The organism is Streptomyces sp. NPDC006265, from assembly GCF_040613555.1.
Taxonomy (GTDB): Bacteria; Actinomycetota; Actinomycetes; order Streptomycetales; family Streptomycetaceae; genus Streptomyces.
In genome coordinates this window covers 1-4,207 of the sequence record NZ_JBEXSH010000804.1, presented here as the reverse complement: position 1 = coordinate 4,207, position 4,207 = coordinate 1, and the positions used below count along the sequence as shown (strand labels likewise).

At 71.7% G+C, this 4,207-nt stretch carries 3 protein-coding genes and 1 pseudogene; all 4 read left to right on the top strand.

All coding sequences use genetic code 11. From position 1 onward, the window contains the following. Nucleotides 1-69: 69 nt before the first annotated feature. Nucleotides 70-213 (top strand): annotated as a pseudogene (locus ABZ281_RS40295) (type II toxin-antitoxin system death-on-curing family toxin); the annotation flags it as partial. Between the two features lie 246 nt (nucleotides 214-459). Next, nucleotides 460-2,259: a DEAD/DEAH box helicase gene (locus ABZ281_RS40290; protein ID WP_356662938.1), complete on the top strand. Its 1,800-nt coding sequence runs from the start codon at nucleotides 460-462 to the stop codon at nucleotides 2,257-2,259. Nucleotides 2,260-2,595: 336 nt separating this feature from the next. Beyond that, nucleotides 2,596-3,237, top strand: a complete 642-nt coding sequence (locus ABZ281_RS40285) for a helix-turn-helix domain-containing protein (protein ID WP_142163598.1) — start codon at nucleotides 2,596-2,598, stop codon at nucleotides 3,235-3,237. A 75-nt stretch (nucleotides 3,238-3,312) separates the two neighbouring features. Further along, nucleotides 3,313-4,104 carry a S16 family serine protease gene (locus ABZ281_RS40280; RefSeq protein WP_356662937.1) on the top strand — a complete coding sequence of 264 codons (792 nt, stop codon included), beginning with the start codon at nucleotides 3,313-3,315 and terminating at the stop codon, nucleotides 4,102-4,104. The last annotated feature ends 103 nt before the right edge of the window (nucleotides 4,105-4,207 follow it).

Genomic DNA, 4,207 nt, shown 5'->3' with positions numbered 1-4,207 from the left:
CCCGGCCCCCCCGGCGAACCCGGCGTGCGGCTGCGCTGCTACCCGGACGTGCACCGGCCCCGCGCCCGGATGTTCGGCACGGCCGCCTACGACGACCTGTACGAGCAGGCGGCCGCCCTGCTGCACGCCCTCGCCGCCAACCACCCCCTCGTCGACGGCAACAAGCGCACCGCCTGGCCGGCCACCGCCACCTTTCTCGCCCTCAACGGCGTCGACCTGGCCGGGGCGGATCAGGACACGGCGTACGCGCTGGTCGTCGACGTCGCCTCCGGGAGCCGAGGCGGAGGGCGGGAGGATCGCCGGACGGCTGAGGGGGTTGTGACGTCGGTCCCACCCACAGGTGACCCGGGCCGGTCCGCGCATCGACCGGCTCGGGGCGCCGGTAGGGTGGCCCGGTTGTCATACGTAGCCGAGCCGTCAGGCTCCCTCGCACGAGCCGCCCGACCCCCAACGGAGACCGTGACTACCACCGCCGGCACCAGTTCTGCCTCGCACCACCTGTCCCCGGCGTTCCCCGGCCGCGCCCCCTGGGGTACCGCCGGCAAGCTGCGAGCCTGGCAGCAGGGAGCGATGGAGAAGTACATCCAGGAACAGCCGCGGGACTTCCTCGCGGTCGCCACCCCCGGCGCCGGCAAGACGACCTTCGCGCTGACGCTGGCCTCCTGGATGCTGCACCACCACGTCGTGCAACAGGTGACCGTCGTCGCCCCGACCGAGCACCTGAAGAAGCAGTGGGCCGAGGCCGCGGCGCGGATAGGGATCAAGCTCGACCCGGAGTACAGCGCCGGGCCGCTCGGCCGGGAGTACCACGGCGTCGCCGTGACGTACGCCGGTGTCGGCGTCCGGCCGATGCTGCACCGCAACCGGGTGGAGCAGCGCAAGACGCTCGTCATCCTCGACGAGATCCACCACGCCGGTGACAGCAAGTCCTGGGGCGAGGCCTGTCTCGAGGCCTTCGAGCCCGCGACCCGACGGCTCGCCCTGACCGGTACGCCCTTCCGGTCCGACACCAACCCCATCCCCTTCGTGACGTACGAGGAGGGGAACGACGGGATCCGGCGGTCCGCCGCCGACTACACCTACGGCTACGGCAACGCCCTCGCCGACAACGTCGTGCGGCCCGTCATCTTCCTCTCCTACAGCGGCAACATGCGCTGGCGCACCAAGGCCGGAGACGAGATCGCGGCCCGGCTCGGCGAGCCCATGACCAAGGACGCCATCAGCCAGGCCTGGCGCACCGCGCTGGATCCGCGCGGCGAGTGGATGCCGTCCGTGCTGCGCGCGGCGGACCAGCGGCTGACCGAGGTACGGAAGGCCATCCCGGACGCGGGCGCCCTCGTCATCGCCTCCGACCAGGACTCGGCGCGCGCCTACGCCAAGCTCATCCGGGAGATCACCGGCAGCAAGGCGACCCTCGTCCTGTCGGACGACTCCGGCGCCTCCGAGCGCATCGACGAGTTCAGCGCGAACAACGACCGGTGGATGGTCGCGGTGCGGATGGTGTCCGAGGGCGTCGACGTGCCCCGGCTCGCGGTGGGCGTCTACGCCACCACCATCTCGACGCCCCTCTTCTTCGCCCAGGCCGTCGGGCGTTTCGTGCGGTCCCGGCGGCGCGGCGAGACCGCCTCCGTGTTCCTGCCGACCGTGCCCGACCTGCTCTCCTTCGCCAACGAGATGGAGCGCGAGCGCGACCACGTCCTCGACAAGCCCAAGAAGGAGGGCGAGGAGGACCCGTACGCCGAGTCCGAGAAGGAGATGGACGAGGCGAACCGGGAGCAGGACGAGGACACCGGCGAGCAGGAGCAGTTCTCCTTCGAGGCGCTGGAGTCCGAGGCCGTCTTCGACCGGGTCATGTACAACGGCGCCGAGTTCGGTATGCAGGCCCACCCGGGCAGCGAGGAGGAGCAGGATTACCTCGGCATCCCGGGGCTGCTCGAACCCGACCAGGTGCAGCTGCTGCTGCAGAAGCGGCAGGCCCGGCAGATCGCGCACAGCCGCAAGAAGCCGGACGAGGAAGCCGACCTGCTCGAAATGCCCGCCGAGCGGCGACCGGTCGTCTCCCACAAGGAGATGATGGAGCTGCGGCGGCAGCTCAACACGATGGTCGGCGCGTACGTCCACCAGAGCGGCAAGCCGCACGGGGTGATCCACACGGAGCTGCGGCGCGTGTGCGGGGGGCCTCCGGCGGCTGAGGCGACGGCGGGGCAATTGCGGCAGCGGATCACCAAGGTGCAGGAGTGGGCGACCCGGATGAAGTGACGCCCCTCGCCGGCCCTGCCGGACGTTCCGGATGCGTGGGTGTCGTGTGTGCGCTTGGTGCAGGGGGCGTCCCGTGGTGCACGTACCCGGGCAAACGGAGCCACCCTTGCCCGGATTCTGGACGGAGCCTTCCGCTCAGCGAACCTGCTTCGCTACTGTCCGGCTACGCACACGCCCCGTGGCAGCGCCGCCGCGGAGCGCAGCCGTGAAGCGACGCGGCCCGGAGAGGCCGGGCCGCCGGCCGATCGGCGGCCTCTGAAGCGCGTTACCGACGGGACTCGGTGACGCATCCGCCGACCGGGGGGCCGCCGACCTCACCACTAAGGAGTGGGCGTCGTGACCGCGGAGACCTCCCAGACGCTCGACCGGGGACTACGTGTCCTCAAGCTGCTCGCCGACACGGACCACGGGCTGACCGTGACCGAACTCTCCCTCCGGCTGGGTGTGAACCGGACCGTCGTGTACCGGTTGCTCGCCACGCTGGAGCAGCATGCCCTCATACGCCGTGACCTCGGCGGACGTGCCCGGGTCGGGCTCGGGGTGCTGCGGCTGGGCCGGCAGGTCCACCCGCTCGTACGGGAGGCCGCGATGCCGGCGCTGCGGTCACTGGCCGAGGACATCGGCGCGACGGCGCACCTGACCCTGGTCGACGGGGCGGACGCGCTGGCCGTGGCCGTCGTGGAGCCGACCTGGACGGACTATCACGTCGCCTACCGTGCCGGATTCCGTCATCCCCTGGACCGTGGCGCCGCCGGCAAGGCGATCCTCGCGGCCCGGCAGCACCCGATGACCGACCCCGGCTACATGCTGACGCACGGCGAGCTGGAGGCGGGCGCCTGCGGGGCGGCGGCGCCGCTGCTGGGCGTGACGGGCGTCGAGGGCAGCGTGGGTGTGGTGATGCTGGCCGAGGCGGTACCGGAGCGCGTGGGGCCACGGGTCGTCGACGCGGCCCGGGAGGTCGCGGAGGCGCTGCGCTGAGGGCCGACGGGCTCCCCGCAGGGGTCCCGTACGCCCTGGTCCCGGCCGTGTCCTCCTCCGCGTTAGATTGATCCCGTGTTCTCTCGCCTCACGCGCCCCCAGGCCATCGCCGTCTGCGCTCTGCCCGTCGTGGCCCTGTTCGCGACGGCGGTGCTGGCGCCGTTGCCGTTCTCGGTGGCGCAGCCGGGGCTGACGGCGAACGTGCTGGGCGAGAACAAGGGCACGCAGGTGATCACCATCTCGGGTGCGCCGGTCCGGGACACCCGGGGTCAGCTGCGGATGACCACCATCGAGGCGACCTCCCCGGACACCAGGGTCTCGCTTCCCGACGTCATCGACAGCTGGTTCCGCACCGACCAGGCGGTCATGCCGCGCGACTCCGTCTACCCGAGCGGGGACAACGTCAAGGAGATCGAGCGGCACAACGAGAAGCAGATGAAGGAGTCCCAGGACGCGGCGACGCAGGCCGCGCTGGGGTACCTCGGTCTCGACGACAAGGACGTCGAGGTCGGTCTGAAGCTCGCGGACGTGGGCGGGCCCAGTGCGGGGCTGCTCTTCTCCCTCGGGATCGTCGACAAGCTCGACGGCGACGGCACCGGCGGGGATCTCACCGGCGGCCGGGTCATCGCCGGCACGGGCACGATCGACGCGGCCGGCCGGGTCGGTGCGGTGGGGGGCGTCGCCCTCAAGACCCAGGCCGCGAAGCGGGACGGGGCGACGGTGTTCCTGGTCCCCAAGGCGGAGTGCGGTGACGCGCGCGCCGAGCTGCCGAAGGGTCTGCGGCTGATTCCGGTGACCACGCTGAAGAGCACGGTGAGTTCACTGACGGCCCTGGAGACGGGGAAGGGCTCCGTCCCCAGCTGCTAGTGCCGCGACAGGCAACGTTTGCCCGTTGAGGAGCGGCGTTTGGTGCGTGCTCTCGGCGTGCCGGCCGGAAGCCCTCGTACTGGACGTACTCGGGGTTTCGGCC